Origin of the sequence: Streptomyces flavovariabilis, assembly GCF_000725785.1 — a bacterium.
In the GTDB taxonomy this organism is placed as follows: Bacteria; Actinomycetota; Actinomycetes; order Streptomycetales; family Streptomycetaceae; genus Streptomyces; species Streptomyces hawaiiensis.
This window is the reverse complement of the sequence record NZ_JNXD01000015.1, coordinates 41812-62896: the sequence shown is the minus strand read 5'-3', so window position 1 is coordinate 62896 and position 21085 is coordinate 41812. Positions and strand designations below refer to the sequence as shown.

Genomic DNA, 21085 nt, shown 5'->3' with positions numbered 1-21085 from the left:
GAGGGTGAGTCAGCTGCCTGATGCCGGTCCCGGGGAGGCGTTCGCGCAAGCGTCACGCTTCCGGGAGGGCTTATTCGACTGTCGGACCGTGCGCGGGGACGAACTGTTCGAACTCGTGGACGCGTTGTTGTGCGCGGACGGTCCGGTGACCTCGCCGGTGGGCTTGACCCTGGTGGCCGAGCACCTGCGCGGGCACGGCGCGATGTACGAGGCGTTGAGCTGCGGGAACGTGGACGTGCCCCTGCTGCGAGGTGCTGGCCGGTCTGCCGATGCCGCGGGCCGCCGACGGGCGCCTGGTCCTGGCGGTCGACGTCAGCAGCTGGCTCCGTCCCGACGCGCCGACCAGCGCGGACCGCCTGTTCTGCCACGTCTACGGTCGCAGCGGACGGTCCTCGGACCAATTCATCCCCGGCTGGCCGTACTCCTTCGTCGCCGCCCTGGAATCGGGCCGGACGTCTTGGTGCCAGCTCTTGGACGCCGTCCGTCTCGGTCCCGAGGACGACGTCGCCGAGGTCACCGCCGCGCAGCTCCGCCGGGTGGTCACGGACCTGATCGAGATGGGCGGCTGACACTTGGGCGACCGCGACATCCTCATCGTCTTCGACGCCGGCTATGACGCCCCGCGCATGGCCCACCTCCTGGGCGGCCTTCCGGTCGAGGTGCTGGGCCGGATGCGCTCCGACCGCGTCATGCGACGGCCGACGCCCTCCCTCAAGGAGTACGCCCTGTCCTACCCCCAGGGCGGGCGACGCCGAAGCACGGCAACAGGAACCGTGGGAGAGCTCAGTTACTGGCCGATGGCTGGAGGCGAGCCAAGACTGTCTGTGGGGCGCCCCTGACGCAAGCCAGCTCCCCACGAGGCAATCTCGGAGTCCACGACCGCCTCAACCCTTTCTAGAAGACGTTCGCGTGCCTCTGCACTTCGCTCACTGGGGGGCAACAAGCGGTAACGCTCGATGGCGGGGTTCAGCTGCGCCCAAGCCTCTGCCGCTAGCACATAACGTGTTCCGTGGTCGAGAACTTGACGCAGGCCACTGAAGAACAGGGTCATGCCCGCGATCGTCGCGGTAACCAGAGCCGGTGCGTGCAGACCCGCTGCGACCACCGTGGCCGAGGCCGTGATCAGTGATCCGAATTCAGTCCCGTAATGTCCCACCCGCGCTCGCCGACGGGTGAAGGTGAACCATTCCAACTCCCGTAGCGCGTAGTCGAGTACCGGATCATCACTCAGAGAACCGGGAGCACTGGCGGGTGGCCTTCGAATCACCATGAGTCAATGCTGCCGGTTTCCGCCGTCTGTTGGACCGTCCTTGCTTGAAACACCACGTGGTGGGCTTCCCTTTGCCACCAGAGCATGACGGCCCGCTTCACCGCCGATCAAGTGCAGTGCCTTTGTGGCCCGGCTAGCGTGCCCCGCCGACTCGTTCCCTTCACGAGGGCCTGCTCGTGCGGCTGATGCCGCCTCGCTGGAAGCCTGTCTCGAGATCTGCCTGCGGCAGCTGCGCGAGCGTGGACTGGCCATCCCTGAGTGAGGTCGACCGGCCAGCCGTGGTTTATGCGGCGGCTGAAGAGGTTGCGTGAACAAGCCGGTCCGGCTGTGGTGGTCGGGTCGGCCGCCTCTCGAAGAGCCGTCGCCCGGTCACCCCTCATGAGGTAGGCGGAGCCCTCGCAACCGGTGAGGCATACAGCCGCCCCGCCCACCACAAGGTGAGCACAAGACCACCCCGCACCGGATACGACGAGCCGAGCACGCCGGAAGGCGGGACCTTCGTCGCGTTCAGCGCTGGGCGCGGCGCGGTGACAGCAGGCCCGCGTCCCGGGCCTGGCCGATCAGCCTGAGGGACGTGCGGCGGCTGTGCCCGGTCGCGCCCATCACGGCGAGGACCGGGTCGGCACCGTCCCGCTGGGCCGCGCGGTACTCCTGCGCCACCAGCCGCCGCCCCTCCGCCCCGCGCGGCCAGACCGGCCGGACTCGGCGCCCCTGCCCCCCGCAGCCGCCGGGCCCGGGCCCGGCATCGCACGCCTCGGCCACCGATTCCTCGATCCAGTCGGCGAGCACGGCCAGGTCGTCGAGGGACAGCGCGGGCTGAGCGCGCACCTCCTCGACGCAGACGCATCCGCCGCCCACGACGGCCAGCGCGTCGACCCGGGCGCCGTCCGCGAAGGCCAGCCGGAACTCGAACCACCGCGTGGCGCCCTCGCTCTCCCGCACTTCCCAGGCGGAGCGCACGGACACCGCCCCGTCCGCCGGAGAGCGATCAGAAAGATTCAGAAAGGATGCTTCCAGCACGCACTGAACGTAACAGCATGATCACATTCCCTGCAGATCGGACACGCGCCGCGCGTGCAGCACAGCACCCTGTCAGCGGAGCCCGGCCGGTGCGATGCTGGAGGTGTCAGCGCTCTCCTGAGATCCGTCGGATCCCCCGGGTAAGGAGTTCCGCCGTGCTGCGAGTCGCCGTCGTAGGCTCCGGGCCGAGCGGGTGTTACACCACCCAGAGCCTCGTCCAGCTGGATCCCGAGGTGCGCGTCGACGTCCTGGACCGGCTGCCGTGCCCGTACGGCCTCGTCCGCTACGGCGTGGCACCCGACCACGAGAAGATCAAGTCGCTGCAGAACAACCTGCGCGCGGCCCTGGAACACGAGCGGGTCCGGTTCCTCGGCGGCGTGCGGATCGGCCCCGGGGGCGTGGGCGTCGCGCGGCTGCGGGAGCTCTATCACGCGGTGGTGTACTGCGTGGGCGCCGCCACCGACCGGCGGCTGGGCATCCCCGGGGAGGACCTGCCGGGGAGCTGGTCGGCGACGCAGTTCGTGTCCTGGTACAGCGCCCACCCGGACGCCGTGGACGCCGGCTTCCTGCGGGACGCCCGGTCGGCCGTGGTCATCGGTGTGGGGAACGTCGCCGTGGACGTCACGCGGATGCTGGCCCGGGGACTGGCCGAGCTCACCCCGACCGACATGCCGCAGGCGGCCCTGAACACCCTGGCGGACAGCCGGGTGACGGAGATCCACATGGTGGGCCGGCGCGGCCCGTCCCAGGCCCGGTTCACCACCAAGGAGCTGCGCGAACTGGGCACCCTGCCGGAGACCGACGTCGTCGTGGACCCGGCGGAGCTGGCCCTGGACCCGGGCTACACGGATCCGTCCGCACTGCCCGCCCAGCAGCGCCGCAACGTGGAGGTGCTGCGCGGCTGGGCCGGGACACCCCCGAGAGGCGCACCGCGCCGCATCCACCTCCGTTTCTTCCTCCGCCCGGCCGAACTGCTCGCCGAGCAGGGCCACGTGGGCGCGGCGCGATTCGAGCGGACGGCCCCGGACGGCCACGGGGGTGTGACGGGCACGGGCCGCCATGAGGTCATCGAAGGACAGCTGGTCCTGCGCTCGGTGGGCTACCGCGGCGTCTCCCTGGAGGGCCTTCCGTTCGACCCGGTCACCGGCACCGTCCCGAACCGGTCCGGCCGCGTCCTGCGCGAGGGCGTGGTGATCCCGGGCGAGTACGTGGCGGGCTGGATCAAGCGCGGCCCCACCGGGGTCATCGGCACGAATCGCCCCTGCGCGAAGGAGACGGCGACGGCGCTCCTGGAGGACGCTCCCGTGCTCGCCCTGCGGGCCGTTCGCGACGACCCGCTCCCGGCCCTGCGCGCCGCGGGAATCGACCCGGTCGAATGGGAGGGCTGGCAGGCGATCGAGCGAGCGGAGGCGGAGCTGGGAGCCTCACTGGGCCGCGGAGTGGTCAAACTCCCGGACTGGCAGTCGCTGTTGAAGGCAGCGGCGGCCAAGGCCCGTTAGGGGGCGCGGGTCGTAGCCTTGCGGCTCCGCCGTGCGGGCGCGCACGCCGCGGGCCTTCCGCGGCCACGAACGCGTCAGTCACCCAGACGGACGGCCTGCCTGACCGCCGCATCCAGCAGCGCAGCCATGAGCCCGGGGAACAGGTCGTCGAGCTCATCCCGCCGCAGCCCGTTCATCTTGGCCGTCCCCCGGTACACCTGCCGGATCACCCCGCTCTCCCGCAGCACCCGGAAATGGTGCGTGGTGGTCGACTTGGTGACCGGCAGCTCGAAGTGCGAGCACGACAACTCACCCCTCGCACCGGCGAGTTCCCGCACGATCCGCAACCGAATCGGGTCCGAGAGCGCGTGCAGCACCTCTTCCAGCCGGATCTCGTCACGCGCGGGATGCGGCAGGGCACGGCTGCTGACGGCGGGGGACGTCACGGCGGGCTCCACTTCCTCGGGGCCTCCATAGTACGAGAACCCTCGTAGTTTGACATCCACCGTACTACGATGCCTATCGTACGAGTCGACATCGGCCCTGTGACGAATGGAGTCCGCCGTGACCGCGCTCTTCGAGCCCTGCACCCTGCGCGAGCTGACGATCCCGAACCGCGTGTGGATGCCTCCGATGTGCCAGTACTCGGCGGCGCCGGAGGGCCCGGAGACCGGGGCCCCCACCGACTGGCACTTCGCGCACTACGCCGCCCGCGCCACCGGCGGCACGGGCCTGATCATCGTCGAGGCCACCGCTGTGTCCCCGCAGGGTCGCATCTCCCCGTACGACCTCGGCATCTGGAACGACACGCAGGTCGAGGCGTTCCGCCGCATCACCCGCTTCCTCACCGCGCAGGGCACGGTGCCGGCCATCCAGCTGGCCCACGCCGGCCGCAAGGCGTCGACGGACCGTCCCTGGAAGGGCGGCGCGCCCGTCGGCCCGGCCGCCCACGGCTGGGACGCGGTCGCCCCCAGCCCGCTCGCCTTCGACGACAAGCACCCGGCCCCTGCCGAGCTGGCCGTCGACCAGATCACGGACGTCGTCGGGCAGTTCGCGGCAGCCGCCCGCCGCGCGCTCGCCGCCGGTTTCGAGGTCGCCGAGATCCACGGCGCCCACGGCTACCTGATCAACGAGTTCCTCTCCCCGCACTCCAACCACCGCACCGACGCCTACGGCGGCTCGTACGAGAACCGCACCCGCTTCGCCCTCGAAGTCGTCGACGCCGTACGGGAGGTCTGGCCGGACGACAAGCCGCTGTTCTTCCGCATCTCGGCCACCGAATGGCTCGAGGACGGCGGCTGGACCGCGGACGACACGGTCCGATTCGCCGCCGACCTGCGGGCCCACGGCATCGACCTGCTGGACGTCTCCACCGGCGGCAACGCCTCCGGCGTCCGCATCCCCACCGGTCCCGGCTACCAGGTGCCCTTCGCCGCCCGGGTGAGGAACGAGACCGGCCTGCCCGTCGCGGCGGTCGGGCTCATCACCGACGTCGAGCAGGCCGAGAAGATCCTGGCCAACGGTGAGGCGGACGCGGTCCTGCTGGGCCGCGAGCTCCTGCGCAACCCCTCGTGGGCGCGGCACGCGGCGCGGGAACTCGGCGGCGAGGTGCGGGTGCCGGACCAGTACCACCGGTCGGTCTGATCCGGCCGTCCGGTCCGGCACTCGCAGAGCTACGTCAACCGGCCGCGCACGCCGTCCCGTTGAGGGTGAACGCGGCCGGAGCGGCGCTGTTGCCGCCGTGACCGGCCTGGTAGCCGATGCTCACGCTCGCTCCCGGCGCGATGGTGCCGTTGTACGAGACGTTGGTGGCGGTGACCGACCCGGACGACGGCGCGTACGTCGCGCCCCAGCCACCCGTGACCGTCTGTCCCGCGGGCAGCGTGAAGCCGAGTTTCCAGCCGTCGACGGTCGTGGTGCCGGTGTTGGTGAGGGTCACGGTGGCGGTCAGGCCGGTGTTCCAGGCGTTGACCGCGGCCGTCACCTTGCAGGCGCCGGGTTGGGGCTGGGGAGCCGGGCCGGAGCCGTCCAGGCCGAAGAAGGTGAGCACGCGGGACGCCATGCCCTGGGCGTACAGGTTGTGGCCGACGCCCTGGAGGCTGATGGCCTCCACGGGGGCCCGGTCACCCGTGCCGCCGTAGCGGGTGCGGATCCAGCCGGACTGAGGCGTGTCGGTGGTGGTGGGCGTCTGGCTCACGCCCTGCACGTTCGTCCACTGCTTGATCTGCTCCCCGAAGTTGGGGTAGCGCAGGACGTCGTCCTGGGTGCCGTGCCAGATCTGCATCCGGGGGCGGGGACCGGTGTAGCCGGGGTACGCGCCCCGGGCGAGGTCGCCCCACTCCTTCGGGGTGCGGGTGACCGTGCCGCCCGAACAGGCGCTGTTCCACTCGGAGCCGTCGGTGGTGGCGAAGCAGCCGAACGGGACGCCCGAGAAGGCGGCGCCCGCCGCGAACACGTCCGGGTAGTCCCCGAGCAGGACGTTCGTCATCATCGCGCCGGAGGAGATGCCGGTGGCGAAGATCCGGCCGGTGTCGGCGCCGTAGGTGCGGGTGGTCCAGTCGATCATCGACTTGATGCCGACGGGGTCGCTGCCGCCGTCGCGGCGCAGGGCCTGGGGCGAGGAGACGTCGAAGCACTTGCTGCTGCGGGTGACGGACGGGTAGAGCACGATGAACCCGTACCGGTCGGCGAGCGTGTCGTACTCGGTGCCGTTGTACATGTCCGGGCCCGAGCCGGTGCACCAGTGCACGGCCACCACCACGGCCGGCTTCGGCGTGACGCTCTCCGGCACGTACACGTACATCCGCAGGTTGCTGGGGTTCGCGCCGAAGTCCGTGACCTCGGTGAGGGCCGCGGCGGGTACGGCCTCCGGACGCTTGGAATCACGGGCGGGCTCGCCCGCGGCGGCCGCGGGTGCGGTGAGCACGGGGGCCGTGAGCAGCGCCAGCAGCGCCGCGACGAGCGCGAGGAGCATCGACCGCAGGGGTCTCCTCGTCGCGGCGTGGGGGGTGGCAGACACGTCCGGGTTCCTTCCGTTGTGAGGTGCGGCTCGCAGGACGTCGTACGGGCGGCTCAGCAGAGGAATCGGTCTGGGGCGAGCGCGCCGCCACGGCAGCCGGTGGTACTCGCCGCGCGCCGCGCGTCGATCCCTGTCCGGGTTCGCGTCGAGGAACGTCTGCGGAGCCGAGGCGGCCTCGGACCACCGGGCGAAGCCCGTGCGGCCCAGGCTCCAGCCCCCGGGCGCCGTGGTCGTGAAGTGGACGTGCCGGTCAGAACGCCGACGGACAACGGCGTGAACACGAGCCCACCGACGAACGTACGCATGCGCGGAGTCCTCATCGACTCGCCCTCTCATGAAGGGAAGCGTCCGTCCGGCATGGTGGCATGGACATGGCCCACATGGAAGCGCTCCCACACGATCGCCGCCGTGACCAGGAGCGGCCGAATGTGTTCTGCGCGAGGCTTGACTAGAAAGCGCTTGCCCCCTACGTTCCGTTCAGCAGTGTGACCCGCTGACGCGAACGAGGCTCTCGTAGCGGGCACGGTGAACAACATCGCGAACATCATTCATGTACATGAAGGCGCAAGCCCCAAAAGGCACCCCCACGAGTCGCACGACCCGGAAGGCCCTGACCCCATCCGCCCCCACGACAGAAGGAATCGGGACATGACTTCTGCGACACGTCCGCACACCCGCGGGCGCGCCCTGACCGGCGCACTGGCCACACTCGGCCTGTCGATTGGCATGATCATGACCACGCACGCGCCCACGGCGGGCGCCGCGACCTGGCCCAGCCCCAACGGCAGCCAGGGGACCTCCTCCACCATCTCCGTGTCCGGCACCAAGGACTACGGGATGAAGCGGTACTACGGCACGGGAGAATTGGCCGGTGACGGGCAGGAGGAGGGCCAGGACCCGATCTTCAAGCTCGCGAACGGCGCGGTGCTGAAGAACGTCATCCTCGGCGCCCCCGCGGCCGACGGCATCCACTGCGAGGGCAGCTGCACGCTGCAGAACGTCTGGTGGGAGGACGTCGGCGAGGACGCCGCCACCTTCCGCGGCGGCAACGGCGCCACCTACCAGGTGATCGGCGGCGGTGCGAAGAAGGCGGCGGACAAGGTCTTCCAGCACAACGGCGGCGGCACGCTGACCATCTCCAACTTCGCGGTGCAGGAGTTCAAGACGCTCTACCGCTCCTGCGGCGACTGCTCCACGCAGTACACCCGCAAGGTCAACCTCAACACCGTCGACGTGACCGGCACCGGCTCCACCGCACGGCTCGTCGGCATCAACGTCAACCGCAACGACGTGGCGACCCTGCGGAACATCACGATCCGCAACGACTCCGGCCGCAAGGTCGTCCCCTGCCAGAAGTACAACAACAACACCGCTGTCGGCTCGGGCCCCGACAGCAAGAACTGCCTCTACTCCACCTCGGACATCACCTACAGGTAGTCCAGGCCAGTCCCCCCACGGTGAAGCGGCCGTGCGGAGCGTCCCGACAGGCGCTGCGCACGGCCGTCCGCGTCAGGTGCCGCGCACGCGCGCGCGTACCTCCCCGATCAGCTCCCGCTGGTAGCCGGTGTAGGCGGCGCGCAGTTCGCTGCCCGGCCAGTCTGCGGGCAGGAGTCCGGGCGGCAGGACGGGGTCGGCGAGCAGGTGCCGTACGACCGCGGCGAAGGCGGTCAGGCGGTCGGCCGGGCGGCGCGCGCCGGCGATGTGGGCGAGCAGGCCCCGGGCCGTGGCGGACCAGGCGCCCAGCGGCCACAGCGTTTCGGCCAATTCGCCCGCGGGCCGGTCGGGGCGGGCCGTGTAGCGCTGGACCACCTGGTCCAGATCGCCGGGTAGGGCGCGGGTCAGGTTGGCGGGCCGCAGCCAGACGCCTTCGCGGAGTTCGGCGAGCCGGCGGGCGGCCAGCCGGGTGCGCAGGTCGGCGCGTTCGGCGGGGCCGCGTCCCGTCGCGGTGATCACGACCATCTCCCAGTCGCCGTCCCACGCGCGCGTACACGGGTGCACGGCCTCGTCCTGGCGGCGCTGGCGTTCCAGCAGCCGGTCGCTGAGGCGGTAGCCGCCGTCCGTGCGCCGCAGATCTCCGGCGGCCACCATCCGGCTGAGCGCCGCCCGCAGGGTCGAACCGCCGACGTCGAAGCCCTCCACGAGCCGCACCAGTTCCCTGACCGGCAGTTCGGGGGGATGCGTCCCGAGGAGCAGGCTCAGCACGACCGACCGCGCGGACAGCGGACGCAGATCGAGCGCGCCGGACCGCGCCGGGACGTTCATCGGCATGGTCACGTACTGTACGCGGCGGACTTCCGTGTTGCAGTATTGCTGCGATCGAAGACAAAATGCAACACTCGCAGTATGGTCTCGACACCGGACGAACATCAGACGTACGGCGGGCCCGCCACGCACGACGTCACCAACCAGGCCCCGCCCCTCACCCCGTACGACGCCTCCGACGACACGGCCCTGCTGGAGGGGCTGCGGCGGGAGGGCGCCGGGTGGGCCGAGGAGGACCTGCGGCGGCTCGGGCGGCAGGCCGGCAGCGCCCAGGCGCAGGAGTGGGCCGACCTGGCCAACCGGCACGAGCCGGAGCTGCGCACGCACGACCGGTACGGCAACCGCGTCGACGAGGTCGAGTTCCACCCCGGCTGGCACCACCTGATGCGCACGGCGATCGCGGAAGGACTGGCCGCGTCGCCCTGGGCGGACGACCGGCCCGGCGCCCACGTCGCGAGGACCGCCGGCGGACTGGTGTGGGGGCACACCGAGGCGGGGCACGGCTGCCCCACGTCGATGACCTACGCGGCCGTCCCGGCGCTGCGCAGGCAACCGGAGCTGGCGAAGCTCTACGAGCCGCTGCTGACGAGCCGTGAGTACGACCCCGTCCTCCGTGAGCCCACCCAGAAGCGCGGACTGCTGGCGGGCATGGGGATGACCGAGAAGCAGGGCGGCTCCGACGTCCGGGCGAACACCACGACGGCCACGCCCACGGCCGAGCCCGGGCTGTACACGCTGCGCGGGCACAAGTGGTTCACCTCGGCGCCGATGTGCGACGTCTTCCTGGTCCTGGCGCAGGCTCCGGGCGGCCTGTCGTGCTTCCTGGTGCCGCGTGTACTGCCCGACGGGACGCGCAACACCTTCCGCATCCAGCGGCTGAAGGACAAGCTGGGCAACCGCTCCAACGCCTCCTCCGAGCCCGAGTTCGACGGGACCGTGGCCTGGCTCGTCGGCCCCGAGGGACAGGGCGTGAAGACCATCATCGAGATGGTCAACTGCACACGGCTGGACTGCGTGATGATGTCGGCGGCGCTGATGCGCAAGACCCTCGTCGAGGCGGGACACCATGCGCGCCACCGCAGCGCGTTCGGCGCACGGCTCGTGGACCAGCCGCTGATGCGCAACGTTCTCGCCGATCTGGCGCTGGAGTCCGAGGCCGCCACGACGCTGACCCTCCGGCTGGCGGGGGCGGCCGACCGGGCGATCCGCGGGGACGAGGGCGAGGCGGCGTTCCGCCGGATCGCCACCGCCGTGGGCAAGTACTGGGTGACCAAGCGGGGCCCGGCCTTCACCGCGGAGGCCCTCGAATGCCTCGGCGGCAACGGCTACGTGGAGGACTCGGGCATGCCCCGGCACTACCGCGAGGCCCCCCTGCTGTCGATCTGGGAGGGCTCGGGGAACGTCAACGCCCTCGATGTGCTGCGGGCTCTGAGCCGCGAAGGGGGCACCGCCGAGGCCCTGTTCGGCGAGCTCGCCCTCGCCCGGGGGGCGGACGCCCGGCTGGACGCGGCCGTGGCACGGCTCAGGACGGGCCTGTCCCAGGCATCGCAGACGACGGCACGCCGTCTCGTGGAGCAGACGGCACTGACGCTCCAGGCCTCCCTCCTCGTCCGGCACGCCCCTCCGGCGGTCGCCGACGCGTTCTGCGCGACGCGGCTCGGGGGTGACTGGGGGCACTCGTTCGGGACGCTGCCGGAGGCCGCGGGCCTGGCCGCGATCGTGGAACGGGCGCTGCCCGGCGGCTGCCGGGACGCCGGGACGGGCTGACGGGCTCACGGGGCGAGGCGAACCGGCCCGCCCGGGCGGGCCGGTTCGAACTCAAGCCATCGTGCGCACAGTTCGCGCTCAGTCATCTCCCGATTCCGCTTCGTTGTCAGTGCCGTGGTACAGACTCCCCGTCAGTGGCACATCGTCTGGGGGAGGACACCGTGTTCAGGGGGATCGACGAGGTCGACTGGGCCTCGCTGCGCCACGCGTACGGCAGCGCGGAGGACGTGCCCGGACTACTGCGGGGCCTGGCCTCCGCCGATCCGGCCGAGCGGCAGACCGCGCTCGACGGGATGTACGGCGCCGTGCACCACCAGGGCGATGTGTACGAAGCGACGGTCGCCTGTGTTCCGTTTCTCCTCGCGCTCGCCGTCCGCGAGGAGGTGCGGGACCGGGCGGGAGTGGTGGAGCTCCTCGTCAGCATCGGCGACCTCGGCGGTGCCGGCGGTGATCTCGCGGCGAGAGCGCGTGCCGCCCTGCGCGCGCGTGCCGAGGTCTTCGTCCGGCTCGCGGGCGACGCGGACGCCGCAGTGCGCCGGGCGGTCCCCGGGGCGCTGGTGCGGTTCCTCGACCGGCCGGCGCGAGTGCTCACCCTGGTGCGGGAGCGGATCACCGTGGAGCGGGACGAGCGGGTCCTGCTCGCGCTGGCCGAGAGCCTCGGCCTGTTCGCGCGGCGGTACCGCCTCACCGACGATGTCCACGCCACCAAGGCGGTGCGCCTGCTGACCGAGCTGAGCGGGGACCCCTACGGCCCCGGCCTCCGGCTCGCCGCACTCGGCCAGCTCGCGGGGTGCGCCCCGGATCTGCTCCCCGCCGATCTCGTACCCACCGTCGTCCGGCTGCTCAGGGACAGATCCGGGCAGCGGCCCCCGGCGGGACACCCGTACGACCTTCCCGGTCCGGACACGCTCGCCGGCCGGCTGCTGCGGCTGCGCCCCTCGGACGAGGAGGGCTCCCGGCTGCTGCGGACCCTGCACGCCGCGCTCGGCAGCCGGGTGGCCGACCGGGTCGCCCTGCTGTGCGGGCAGTTGACCAGCCCGGACCCCCTCGACCGGTGCAACGGCGTGTGGATGTCGGCCGGGCTGTTCCGTGAGTGGCGTACCGGCCATGCGGAGCCGGTCGTCCTCATCGGCAACCAACTGGGCCTGGAGGAGGGGCGGTTGCACGACGCGGCGGTCGCGGTCCTGGTGGAGCTCTCGGAGCTGGCCGCACCCGCCGCGGACCACCTCCACGCGCTGGTGGCGTACCGTCCCGAGCTTCGCATACGGCACGGGGAGCGGGGTGCGCCGGCGCTGGGCGGTCCGCTCAAGGCCCTGGCCGGGACCGGGGACGCGCGGGCCACGCCGGTGCTGGCCGAGGTGCTGGCGGGCCCGGTCGTACCGAACGACCTGGGGCTGGTGATACCCCGTCTGGGCCCCGCGGCCGTGCCGCTCGCCCCGGCGTTGCGGCGACGGCTCGCCCGTGTGCCGCTCGACGCGCCCGGCCTGAACGAGCGGGCCGTTCCCCTGCTGTCGGCGCTCGCCGCACTGGGCGACGTCGAGTCCGTACCCGCGGTCCTGCGTCTGCTGCGCGGCATGCCGGACGGGCTGCGGAGGGACGACACCGTCACCGAAGCGGCGGTCCGTGCCCTCGGCGCGTTCGGCGGCGCCGCGCGCGCGGCCGTACCGGAGCTGCGCGGGCTGCTGGAAACCGGCTGTGCCGTCGCGGCGGCGGAGGCGCTCTGGTCGGTCACGGGTGACGCGGAGGCCGTGCTGCCCGTGCTGCTGCGGGAGTTGACGGGCACCAGGAGCGGCCGCCGGCGGCGTGCGGCGGCCGTGCTGGGGCGGCTGGGCCCGGCGGCCCGTCCGGCCCTGCCCGAACTGCGCGAGATGGCCGGGTCCGGTGACGCGTGGGCGCGGGCCACGGCCGCATGCGCGGTATGGCGGACGACCGGGGAACCGGAACGGTTCCTTCCCGTCCTCCGCTCCACGTGGGCGGAACACCCGCACACGCGCAGAACGATCGCCGAGTGCGTCTCGGCACTGGGACCGGCGGGAGCACCCCTGCACGACGTGCTCCGAGTGGAGCTCGCCTCTCCCCGACGGCACCGCACCGACTCCGGCGGCCACGGGATACACGAGGACCTGGGGTTGCTGCGGGCGTGCCGGGAGGCGCTGGCCGGGCAGGGGAACCGGTAGGGGGCCTCACCCCGTCGTGCGCCCCCACATCGGGCCGAAGCGGGACCACTCCGCGTCCCACTGGTCGATGCGGCGGCACTCCAGGCGGCCGCGGAGGGCGCGGCCGGCGACCAGGGGTACGGCCGCGGCGCAGAGGCCCGCCACACCGCCGGTCAGGAAGGCGCGTACGCGGGCCTGGGACTCGGTGACGGGCCGGGTGACCTGGCGGCCCTCGGGGTCCGTCCACACGGTGACCGGGGCCCCGGCGGCGCTGCCCGCCGGGACCCGCAGCTGACCGGAGTGCTCGGAACCGTCCGCGGCGGTCCACCGCGCCGTCGCCCACACGTGCTCGGCGCGGGACACGGGGGCGTTCTCGGAGGCCGTCCCGGGAGCGCGCTCGGCGAGCCGTGCCACGAGCGGGCGCCACTCGACGCGTTCCCGGGCCAGTCCGTCCGCCACGGAACGGCTCACCGTCGTCCAGGCCAGCACCCCGACGAACACGGTGAGCATCCACACGCCCAGGACGACCCAGGCCTCCACCCTGTCGGCGCGGCGCTTGAGCGGATTGCGCCGCCAGCGCCACAGCCACACCTTCGGACCACGTAACGCCATCGAAGGCCTCCTCCTCACGAGCCCACGACCATCCCGCCGCTCTCCCCATACGGACGGCGGCGCCTGGATGCTCACGGCATCTACCCGGCGTGACGGCTCCCACGGGCCTCCCGCCCCCGCCCCGCCCCCGCGAACGCCCTCCGGCGCCGGCCGGCGCAACTCTGATCCCGCGCCCCCGACACCCCGCTGACCTGCGGCGGAGCACGGCCCGGGGGTGACTGTCAGTGGTCGGGTGCAGACTGGCCGGTGTCCGGGACGAAGGCGTCGACGAGGACGCCGCGGAGGTGATCGGCATGACCGAGGTACTGCTGGCCGTGGGCACGCGCAAAGGGCTGTTCATCGGGCGTCGGCGAGGTGGTGGCGCCTGGGAGTTCGACGAGAGCCCCTACTTCAACGCACAGGCCGTGTACTCGGTCGCCATCGACACCCGGGGCGGGGCCCCGCGGCTGCTGGTCGGCGGCGACAGCTCGCACTGGGGCCCGTCCGTGTTCCACTCCGACGATCTCGGCCGGACCTGGACCGAACCGGCCCGTCCGGCCGTCAGGTTCCCCCAGGACACCGGGGCGTCCCTGGAGCGGGTGTGGCAGCTGCACCCGGCCGCCGCCGAGCCCGACGTGGTGTACGCGGGCACCGAACCGGCCGCGCTGTACCGCTCGGAGGACCGCGGGGAGACGTTCGAGCTGGTCCGGCCCCTGTGGGAGCACCCCACGCGGTCGAAGTGGGTGCCGGGCGGCGGCGGAGAGGGCCTGCACACCGTCCTCACCGACGCGCGCGACCCGAAGGCGGTGACGGTCGCCGTCTCGACCGCCGGCGTGTTCCGCACGCTGGACGGCGGCGCGAGCTGGACACCCTCCAACTCGGGTGTGTCCGCGGTGTTCCTGCCCGATCCGAACCCGGAGTTCGGCCAGTGCGTGCACAAGGTCACACGGGACGCGGCCACCCCGGACCGGCTGTATCTGCAGAACCACTGGGGGGTGTACCGCAGCGACGACGCGGGCGCGCACTGGACGGACATCGGCGAGGGCCTGCCGTCGACCTTCGGCTTCGCGGCGGTGGCGCACCCGCACCGAGGCGACACGGCGTACGTGTTCCCGATCAACGCCGACGCCGACCGGGTCCCGGCCGACCGCCGGTGCCGGGTCTACCGGACGGCGGACGCGGGCAAGAGCTGGGAGCCGCTCTCGGCGGGGCTGCCCCAGGAGGACCACTACGGCACGGTGCTGCGCGACGCGATGTGCACGGACGACGCCGACCCGGCGGGCGTCTACTTCGGCAACCGCAACGGCGAGGTGTTCGCGTCGGCGGACGACGGCGACAGTTGGCGACAGCTCGCCTCGCACCTGCCGGACGTGCTGTGCGTGCGGGCCGCGCTCGTCGGCTGAGCGGCGGACGAGACGGGGGACGAGGTTGCGCACAGGCGTTGGCCACCGGTTGATCGCCGCTGCCCGTACGGCAGTAGGGTGACGCCCGTGGCACCACGACCCTTGCATGAGATCGTCGAAGCGGGCTGGGCGAAGGCCCTGGAACCGGTGGCCGAACACGTCGCCGCGATGGGGGACTTCCTCCGCGCGGAGATCGCCGCGGGACGCACCTACCTCCCGGCCGGGCCGAACGTTCTGCGGGCTTTCCAGCAGCCCTTCGACGACGTACGCGTCCTGATCGTCGGTCAGGACCCGTACCCCACTCCGGGGCATGCGGTGGGGCTGTCGTTCTCGGTCGCGCCCGAGGTGCGGCCGCTGCCCGGCAGCCTCATCAACATCTACCGCGAGCTGACCACCGACCTGGGGCTCCCCCAGCCGTCCAACGGCGACCTCACGCCCTGGACACAGCAGGGCGTGCTGCTGCTCAACAGGGCCCTGACCACCGCCCCCCGCAAGCCCGGTGCTCACCGGGGCAAGGGCTGGGAGCAGGTCACGGAGCAGGCCATCCGGGCCCTGGCGGGGCGCGGCAAGCCGCTGGTGTCCATCCTGTGGGGCCGCGACGCCCGCAATGTGCGCCCGCTCCTGGGCGACCTGCCCTCCGTCGAATCCGCCCACCCCTCCCCCATGTCGGCCGACCGGGGCTTCTTCGGCTCCCGCCCGTTCAGCCGGGCCAACGACCTGCTGATCCGCCAGGGCGGCCAACCGGTGGACTGGCGTCTGCCGTGACCGGGGCGTCGGAGGGCTCCTGGTTTCTCGCCGTGGACTCCGGCGGCTCCGGGCTGCGGGCCGTGGTGGGAACCGCCGAGCGCGGACCGCTGGCCCGGCCGGCGTCCGGTGAGCCGGTCCGCACGGGTGAGCGGGGCATCGACCCCGAGCACTTCATGACGCGACTCGTGCCGTTGGTGCGCGCCCTGACCGCAGAGGCGGGACCGGTGCCGTTGACCACCGTCGTCGTCGGCGCGGCCGGGCTGGCCTCCCTGGGTGACGGACTGCGCGCCGAACTGCCGGGCGCCCTGGCCCGGGAGTGGGGCGTGCGCAGGGTCGCACTGGCCGCCGATGCCGTGACCGGCTATGTGGGTGCGCTCGGGCCACGCCCCGGTGCCGTGATCGCCGGCGGTACGGGACTGATCGCGGTCGGCACCGACCTCACCGGCTGGCGGCGTGCGGACGGCTGGGGGCATCTGCTCGGCGACTGCGGCGGCGGCGCGTGGATCGGGCGGGCCGGTCTCGAGGCCGCGCTGCGCGCCCACGACGGGCGCGAGGGCGGCTCGGCCCGGCTGCTGGCCTGCGCCGAGGAGGTGTTCGGGCCCGTCGCCGGGCTGCCCGGTGCGCTGTATCCCCGTCCCGACCGGCCCGCCCTGCTCGCCTCCTTCGCACCCCGTGTGGCCGCCTGCGCCGACGAGGACCCCGTCGCCGCGGGCATCCTGCGCGCGGCCGCCCGGCACATGGCCGACTCCGCGGCGGCCGTGTGCCCCTCCGGCGGTGAACCGCGCGTCGCCGTCACCGGCGGCCTGTTCCGGCTGGGCGACCCGCTGCTCGGCCCCCTGGACGAGGAACTGACTCGGCGGCTCCCGCACGCGCGGCGGGTGCCGGCCGAGGGCGATCCGCTGCACGGCTCGGTGCGCATCGCCGCCGGACTCAGCACCGGTTCGCTCGCGCTGCCGGGTGACGAGACGATGCTGTCCGTGACCACCCGGTCGGGTGATTGATCCGATCGCGTCCCACCCGTACGCAACTCATCAGACAAAACAGGACGGATACCGCTCACCTGCACCCTCCCCGAACAGGGGAACCCAAGAAGCCAGTAACATGCGGCGCCATGAGTTCCCCCACTGGGCCCGCGGATGGCCTGCCCGTACGAATGCCGCGCCCCCGCCAGCCCGGACGGCACCGCCGTCCCGAGCCGCTGGTTGCTCCCGAGGGCGCGCCCGCGCTCGTCCTCGCCGTGCCGGGGACGCCCAGTAGCGCCACGCGCAGCCTCGCCGAGGAGGTCGTGAGCATCGCCCGCTCCGAGCTGCCCGGCCTCGACGCCCGTATCGGGTACCTCGACGGGGACAACGCGGAGTTCCCCTCGCTGCAGGCCGTGCTCGTGCACGCCGCCGAGGAGCGCACGGCCCGTTTCGAGCAGGCCCGCGCCGCAGGCATGGACGTCAAGATGCCCGACGGCCCCGTCGCCGTCGTCGTGCCGCTGCTCGCCGGCCCGGACAGCGCGCTGCTGCGCCGTATCCGCCAGGCCCTCATGGAGAGCCGGGTCGCCGCCGAGCTGACGGACGTCCTCGGCCCGCACCCGCTGCTCGCCGAGGCGCTGCACGTGCGGCTGTCCGAGGCCGGTCTGGCCCGCGCGGACCGCGCCCGGCTGTTCACCGTGGCGACCGCCGCGGACGGCATCATCCTGGCGTCGGTGGGTGGTGACGAGGCCGTGCAGGCGGCCGGGATCACGGGCATGCTGCTCGCCGCGCGCCTCGCCGTGCCGGTGATGGCCGCGGCTCTGGACCAGGAGGGCTCCATCGCGTCCGTCGCCGAGCAGCTGCGCTCCTCGGGCTCTCAGCAGCTGGCGCTCGCGCCGTATCTGATCGGCCCGGAGATCGAGCCGGGTCTGGTCGAGGAGGCCGCGAAGGAGGCGGGCTGCTCCGCCGCCGAGTCGCTCGGCCCGTACCCGGCGATCGGCAAGCTCGCCCTGGCCAAGTACACGACGGCGCTGGGCATCGCGCCGCAGCAGGCGCAGAGCGCGCCGGTGCGCTGACACGAGGCGCTGCGCGTAACGCCTGAAAGGCCCGCTCCGGTTCGGAGCGGGCCTTCGTCGTCGGGGGGCGCCTGGCCGGGGTGTGGTGGCTGCTCCTCAGCCGAGGGCCACGCACGCGGCCGCCGTCACCCTGATCGAGCCGCCTCGTCGTGGGACGCCCGTGAGCGGGTCGACCGCGAACCAGGTCACGTCGCCGGAGCGTTCGTTGGCGACGTACAGGAAGCCGCCGCCGGCGGTGAGGGCGCGCGGCCAGTGGCCGCCGCAGTGCACCGTGGTGACGAGCCGCAGCTCCTCGCCCTCGACGGCCAGCACGGACAGGACGTCCTCGCCGCGGGTGGCGGTCCAGACGAAGCGGCCGTCGGGCGAGGCGGCGATGCCCGACGGGTAGGCGTCGCGCGCCGGTGCGCCGGGCAGGACCGGCGTTTCGGACAGCGGTGTCAGGACACCTTGGGCCGCGTCCCAGCGGCACACGGTGACGGAGGGGCTCAGTTCGTTGACGACGTACGCGTGCGAGCCCTCCGGGTGGAAGGCCAGGTGACGCGGCCCCGAGCCGGGCCGCAGAGCGGTCTCCCGATGCAGGACGAGGGCGCCGTCCATCAGCGTGCACACCCGCACCGAATCGGTGCCGAGGTCCACGCTGACGGCCCAGCGGCCGCTCGGGTCGGGCTGCACCTGGTGGGCGTGCGGCCGCTGCTGGCGGGGGGTGTGCGGCCCGGCGCCGCTGTGCCGGAGCACGCCGGAAGCGGACCGTGCGAGGGTGCCGTCGGGGCGGACGGGGACCGCGGTGACGCTGCCGGAACCGTAGTTGGCGGTCAGGACGTGCCCGGCGAAGAGGCTGAGGTGGGTCGGACTGCCGCCGTCGACCGGCACGGGCCGCCCGGCCGGCTCGGGCTTGTCCCCGGCCACCCGGTACGCGGCCACCGCGCCCTCGGCCGTCTCGCTGACCGCGTAGAGCGTCTTCCCGTCGGGCGCGAGGGTCAGGCAGGAGGGGTCCGGGACTACGTTCACGCTGCTCAGCACGGCCAGCGCGCCGCTGTCGGCGTCGACCTCGGCCGTCACGATCCCGGGGCCGCCGGCCGCCGTGAACGACCCGATGAACGCCCGTCGCCTGCCGTCCGCCACCGCTGTCCCCTCTCGCCCACGCCGCCCGGAAGGACCGCGCAGCCGATCATGCAAGGTCTAGACCACGGGGTCAAGGCTGGTTCGCCCGGTCAGGCCCAGACCCGCCGCGTTCGCAACGCCCGACCCGACTCGGTCGGCACTCGCTCCTGGCCACGGGAAGCGCGCCGGCAGGCACCGGCCAGCAGCACGCTCAGCGGACCAACCGACTCGGCCGAGGCACGTCCCGGATGACACACGAGCGCCCCTTCAGGCCGCCCAGCAGCGTGTACGACAGGGGCGGCCGCCTCGGCCTGTCCACTCCAGCCGACGCGGGAACACCCCGCCGGGCCCCAGCAGCGTGCAACAGGAGGCCAAGCTCGACCGAAGCCCACCCCAGCCGGCACGGAAGCACCCCGCCGGGCCCCAAGCGGCGGGTACGACAGGGGAGGCCGACCAGGCTGCAGCCCGCTCCAGCCGACACGCCGGCGCCCCGCCAAGCCCCCAGCAGCGTGCAGTAGGGAGCCAAGCTCGGCCGTAGCCCACTCCAGCCAACGAGGGAGCGCCCCGCCGGGCCCTCAAGGGGCATGTACGAGAGGGGGCCAGAGTCGGGCGCAGCCCGTTCGGGGCAACGTGGAGGCGCCCGTCAGGCGCCGACCAGCGGGGAACCCGACGGTGTGCGCAGGGGGCGGGCCAGTTCCGACAGGGCTCGCTCCAGGCCGTGCAGGTGGGCCAGGGCCGGTTCCGCGTGGGACAGTCCGTCCGTGTGGACCGTGATGTCCCTGCCCTCGGTGAGGGCCTCCACGGCGGACTCCACCCGTCGGCAGGCCGTGGCCAGACGGGCGTCGTGGGAGGCCTCCGGGTCGGCCGCGACGGCGACCAGACCGCGGATCTCCCGGGCGCAGTCGTCGAGGAGGGCGAGCACGCGCCGGGCCCGCCGCTTGCGGCCGAGCATCGGGTTCAGCGGATGCACGAGCGGGGCGACCGAGAGCCGTACCCGGGCGAGGAGCTGCTCCAGTTCCGCCACCCGCGGGGCCGGGTCGGCATCGGCCGCACCCGCCAGCCGCCGGGCGGTCTCGACGGCGCAGGCGTGCACGCAGCGCAGCGCCCGCCGGATCCAGGCGTCGGTGACGCTGTGGGTGGTGACGGGCAGGACGAGGACCACGGCCAGGGCGGCGCCGAGCGCCCCGACGCCGGTCTCGGCGAGGCGCAGGGCGAGCAGGTCCGGGCCGAGGACGCCGAGGAGGCCGTAGAGCAGTCCGGCGAGGAGGGTGACCCAGAGCATCATCCAGGTGTAGGACACGGCGGCCGTGTAGAAGATGCCGAAGACGCAGAGGGCGGCGAGCGCGGCCGTGACGGCCGGGTCACCGTGCACGGGCAGGGCCACGAGCAGTCCGAGGCCGATGCCGATGACCGTGCCGAGCAGCCGCCGGAAGCCGCGGACCAGCGTCTCGCCGCGCGAGGTGGTGTTGACGAAGATCCACCAGGTGGCGCCGACGGCCCAGTACCAGCGCTGCCCGGACACCAGCTGACCCACGACGAGGGCGAAGCCGGCTCCGGCCGTCGCCTGGATCGCCTGGCGGGTGGTCACCCGGGCCAGGCCCGTGCCGCCCGGCGGAGCGGGCACGACGGGCGGCGGCAGGCGGCGCTCGTAGCACCACAGGCCGAAGCGCACCGCGGACGCGGCGAGGACGGACAGCAGGACCGCGGCGTACAGCTGGGGCAGCTGGTCGGTGGTGGCGTGCAGGAACTGAGCCACGAAGAAGGTCATGAACGCGAACACGCCGAGGCTGTGCCCGCGCGGCCCCCAGCGGCGCGCGTACACGCCCGCGCCGACCACGGCGAGGAAGGTGAGGTCACGGGCCACCGGGTGGTCGTGCAGCTCGGCCGCCGCGGTGAGCACCGGCAGGCCGACGGCGGGCAGCAGCGCGGTTGTGACGGCCTGGCCGCGGACCGTGGCGTCGGTGACCGTGAACAGGGCGAGCAGGGCGGCGAGACCGCCGGTCACGGCACCCGCGAGGGAGTGCCCGGCGAGGCCGCACACGGCGACCGCGAGCGTGATGCCGAGCACGGCACGGGCGGCGAACCGCAGTCGCGTCCGCCCCGGATCCGGAGCCATGAACACCCTCTTCAGCACCGCTTACCGCCCCCTTCGAGACACCGGTCATGACTACGCATGAAAAAGGCGCCGCGGGGTCCGCAGCGCCATCGACGCACCCATATCAGCATCCCGGAGGCC

Annotated in this window: 17 protein-coding genes and 1 pseudogene; 10 read left to right on the top strand and 8 right to left on the bottom strand. The window is 73.1% G+C overall.

Annotated elements, in window-relative coordinates; all coding sequences use genetic code 11:
* Positions 1–4 precede the first annotated feature (4 nt).
* Positions 5–775: pseudogene (locus IO24_RS40985) on the top strand (transposase); the annotation flags it as partial.
* A gap of 12 nt (positions 776–787) precedes the next feature.
* On the opposite strand, the gene IO24_RS43380 reads toward IO24_RS40985, so the two are convergent.
* The gene (locus IO24_RS43380) at positions 788–1270 is read right to left on the bottom strand and encodes an SLATT domain-containing protein (RefSeq protein ID WP_078899383.1); all 483 of its coding nucleotides are present in this window, start codon (positions 1268–1270) and stop codon (positions 788–790) included.
* A gap of 507 nt (positions 1271–1777) precedes the next feature.
* The gene (locus tag IO24_RS0125320) at positions 1778–2236 is read right to left on the bottom strand and encodes a DUF6214 family protein (protein ID WP_031139199.1); all 459 of its coding nucleotides are present in this window, start codon (positions 2234–2236) and stop codon (positions 1778–1780) included.
* A 209-nt stretch (positions 2237–2445) separates the two neighbouring features.
* Between IO24_RS0125320 and IO24_RS0125315 the strand changes: the two genes are divergently transcribed.
* On the top strand, positions 2446–3789 hold the full coding sequence (locus tag IO24_RS0125315) for an FAD-dependent oxidoreductase (RefSeq protein ID WP_031139196.1): 1344 nt from the start codon (positions 2446–2448) through the stop codon (positions 3787–3789).
* A gap of 74 nt (positions 3790–3863) precedes the next feature.
* On the opposite strand, the gene IO24_RS0125310 is transcribed toward IO24_RS0125315, so the two are convergent.
* Positions 3864–4214: an ArsR/SmtB family transcription factor gene (locus IO24_RS0125310; protein ID WP_031139194.1), complete on the bottom strand. Its 351-nt coding sequence runs from the start codon at positions 4212–4214 to the stop codon at positions 3864–3866.
* A 118-nt stretch (positions 4215–4332) separates the two neighbouring features.
* Here IO24_RS0125310 and IO24_RS0125305 point away from each other — a divergent pair, with 118 nt between their 5' ends.
* A complete protein-coding gene (locus IO24_RS0125305) occupies positions 4333–5412 on the top strand; it encodes an NADH:flavin oxidoreductase/NADH oxidase (RefSeq protein ID WP_031139192.1) in 1080 nt (359 codons plus the stop codon).
* A 34-nt stretch (positions 5413–5446) separates the two neighbouring features.
* Here IO24_RS0125305 and IO24_RS0125300 read toward each other — a convergent pair whose 3' ends face one another.
* Complete coding sequence (locus tag IO24_RS0125300; RefSeq protein ID WP_031139190.1) at positions 5447–6742, bottom strand: extracellular catalytic domain type 1 short-chain-length polyhydroxyalkanoate depolymerase; 1296 nt, start codon at positions 6740–6742, stop codon at positions 5447–5449.
* A 693-nt stretch (positions 6743–7435) separates the two neighbouring features.
* On the opposite strand from IO24_RS0125300, the gene IO24_RS0125295 reads away from it, so the two are divergent.
* Positions 7436–8224 (top strand): pectate lyase, encoded by a 789-nt coding sequence (locus IO24_RS0125295; protein ID WP_031139188.1) that lies wholly within the window; start codon positions 7436–7438, stop codon positions 8222–8224.
* Positions 8225–8296: 72 nt separating this feature from the next.
* Here IO24_RS0125295 and IO24_RS0125290 read toward each other — a convergent pair whose 3' ends face one another.
* Positions 8297–9055 (bottom strand): PaaX family transcriptional regulator C-terminal domain-containing protein, encoded by a 759-nt coding sequence (locus tag IO24_RS0125290; RefSeq protein WP_031139186.1) that lies wholly within the window; start codon positions 9053–9055, stop codon positions 8297–8299.
* 75 nt (positions 9056–9130) lie between these two features.
* On the opposite strand from IO24_RS0125290, the gene IO24_RS0125285 reads away from it, so the two are divergent.
* Positions 9131–10816, top strand: coding sequence for a DNA alkylation response protein (locus IO24_RS0125285; RefSeq protein WP_031139185.1), 1686 nt, complete (start codon positions 9131–9133; stop codon positions 10814–10816).
* Between the two features lie 161 nt (positions 10817–10977).
* Positions 10978–12993, top strand: coding sequence for a hypothetical protein (locus tag IO24_RS0125280; RefSeq protein ID WP_031139183.1), 2016 nt, complete (start codon positions 10978–10980; stop codon positions 12991–12993).
* 6 nt (positions 12994–12999) lie between these two features.
* Here the strand turns inward: IO24_RS0125280 and IO24_RS0125275 are convergent, their stop codons facing one another.
* Positions 13000–13584, bottom strand: a complete 585-nt coding sequence (locus tag IO24_RS0125275) for an Rv1733c family protein (RefSeq protein ID WP_031139180.1) — start codon at positions 13582–13584, stop codon at positions 13000–13002.
* A gap of 224 nt (positions 13585–13808) precedes the next feature.
* Here IO24_RS0125275 and IO24_RS0125270 point away from each other — a divergent pair, with 224 nt between their 5' ends.
* The 4 genes from IO24_RS0125270 to IO24_RS0125255 all read left to right on the top strand — a co-directional run bounded on the left by IO24_RS0125270 (position 13809) and on the right by IO24_RS0125255 (position 17748).
* Positions 13809–14966, top strand: coding sequence for a WD40/YVTN/BNR-like repeat-containing protein (locus tag IO24_RS0125270; RefSeq protein WP_031139178.1), 1158 nt, complete (start codon positions 13809–13811; stop codon positions 14964–14966).
* 87 nt (positions 14967–15053) lie between these two features.
* The gene (locus IO24_RS0125265) at positions 15054–15731 is read left to right on the top strand and encodes a uracil-DNA glycosylase (RefSeq protein WP_031139176.1); all 678 of its coding nucleotides are present in this window, start codon (positions 15054–15056) and stop codon (positions 15729–15731) included.
* A complete protein-coding gene (locus IO24_RS0125260) occupies positions 15728–16714 on the top strand; it encodes an N-acetylglucosamine kinase (RefSeq protein WP_031139174.1) in 987 nt (328 codons plus the stop codon). Before IO24_RS0125265 ends, IO24_RS0125260 begins: the two co-directional genes overlap by 4 nt.
* 110 nt (positions 16715–16824) lie before the next feature.
* Positions 16825–17748: a sirohydrochlorin chelatase gene (locus tag IO24_RS0125255; protein WP_031139172.1), complete on the top strand. Its 924-nt coding sequence runs from the start codon at positions 16825–16827 to the stop codon at positions 17746–17748.
* Between the two features lie 96 nt (positions 17749–17844).
* Here IO24_RS0125255 and IO24_RS0125250 read toward each other — a convergent pair whose 3' ends face one another.
* Together IO24_RS0125250 and IO24_RS0125245 are read right to left on the bottom strand one after the other, a co-directional pair.
* Positions 17845–18870 carry a lactonase family protein gene (locus IO24_RS0125250; RefSeq protein ID WP_031139170.1) on the bottom strand — a complete coding sequence of 342 codons (1026 nt, stop codon included), beginning with the start codon at positions 18868–18870 and terminating at the stop codon, positions 17845–17847.
* 622 nt (positions 18871–19492) lie between these two features.
* Complete coding sequence (locus IO24_RS0125245) at positions 19493–20983, bottom strand: FUSC family protein (RefSeq protein ID WP_031139168.1); 1491 nt, start codon at positions 20981–20983, stop codon at positions 19493–19495.
* Positions 20984–21085: the final 102 nt, after the last annotated feature.

What these genes read in the sequence shown, in the direction of transcription:
- IO24_RS0125285 (WP_031139185.1), top strand. Translation starts at nt 9,131, where the DNA reads ATGGTCTCGACACCGGACGAACATCAGACGTACGGCGGGCCCGCCACG.
- IO24_RS0125255 (WP_031139172.1), top strand. Translation starts at nt 16,825, where the DNA reads ATGAGTTCCCCCACTGGGCCCGCGGATGGCCTGCCCGTACGAATGCCG.
- IO24_RS0125300 (WP_031139190.1), bottom strand. Translation starts at nt 6,742, where the DNA reads ATGCTCCTCGCGCTCGTCGCGGCGCTGCTGGCGCTGCTCACGGCCCCC.
- IO24_RS43380 (WP_078899383.1), bottom strand. Translation starts at nt 1,270, where the DNA reads ATGGTGATTCGAAGGCCACCCGCCAGTGCTCCCGGTTCTCTGAGTGAT.
- IO24_RS0125295 (WP_031139188.1), top strand. Translation starts at nt 7,436, where the DNA reads ATGACTTCTGCGACACGTCCGCACACCCGCGGGCGCGCCCTGACCGGC.
- IO24_RS0125290 (WP_031139186.1), bottom strand. Translation starts at nt 9,055, where the DNA reads ATGCCGATGAACGTCCCGGCGCGGTCCGGCGCGCTCGATCTGCGTCCG.
- IO24_RS0125275 (WP_031139180.1), bottom strand. Translation starts at nt 13,584, where the DNA reads ATGGCGTTACGTGGTCCGAAGGTGTGGCTGTGGCGCTGGCGGCGCAAT.